The 301-nt window shown below is 54.8% G+C and carries 1 rRNA gene; it reads left to right on the top strand.

The annotated features are described in order from the left end of the window. Nucleotides 1-301: ribosomal RNA gene (locus AC6LJ2_RS30105) — 23S ribosomal RNA — on the top strand; the annotation flags it as partial.

Here is a 301-nt window from a genome sequence, read left to right on the forward strand (position 1 = left end):
CGGCCCCTAAGGCGAGGCAGAGATGCGTAGCTGATGGGAAACTGGTTAATATTCCAGTACCGTCGTACAGTGCGATGGGGGGACGGATCGCGGAAGATCATCAGGGTGTTGGATGTCCCTGTTGCTGCATCGAAGATGGCGCTTAGGCAAATCCGGGCGCGTAAATCAAGGGTGTGGCACGAGCGAGCATTGCTTGCGAAGTGATTGGAAGTGGTTCCAAGAAAAGCCTCTAAGCTTCAGCTGTACGAGACCGTACCGCAAACCGACACAGGTGGACGGGATGAATATTCCAAGGCGCTTG

It is taken from the genome of Achromobacter sp. 1014246743 (assembly GCF_059760725.1).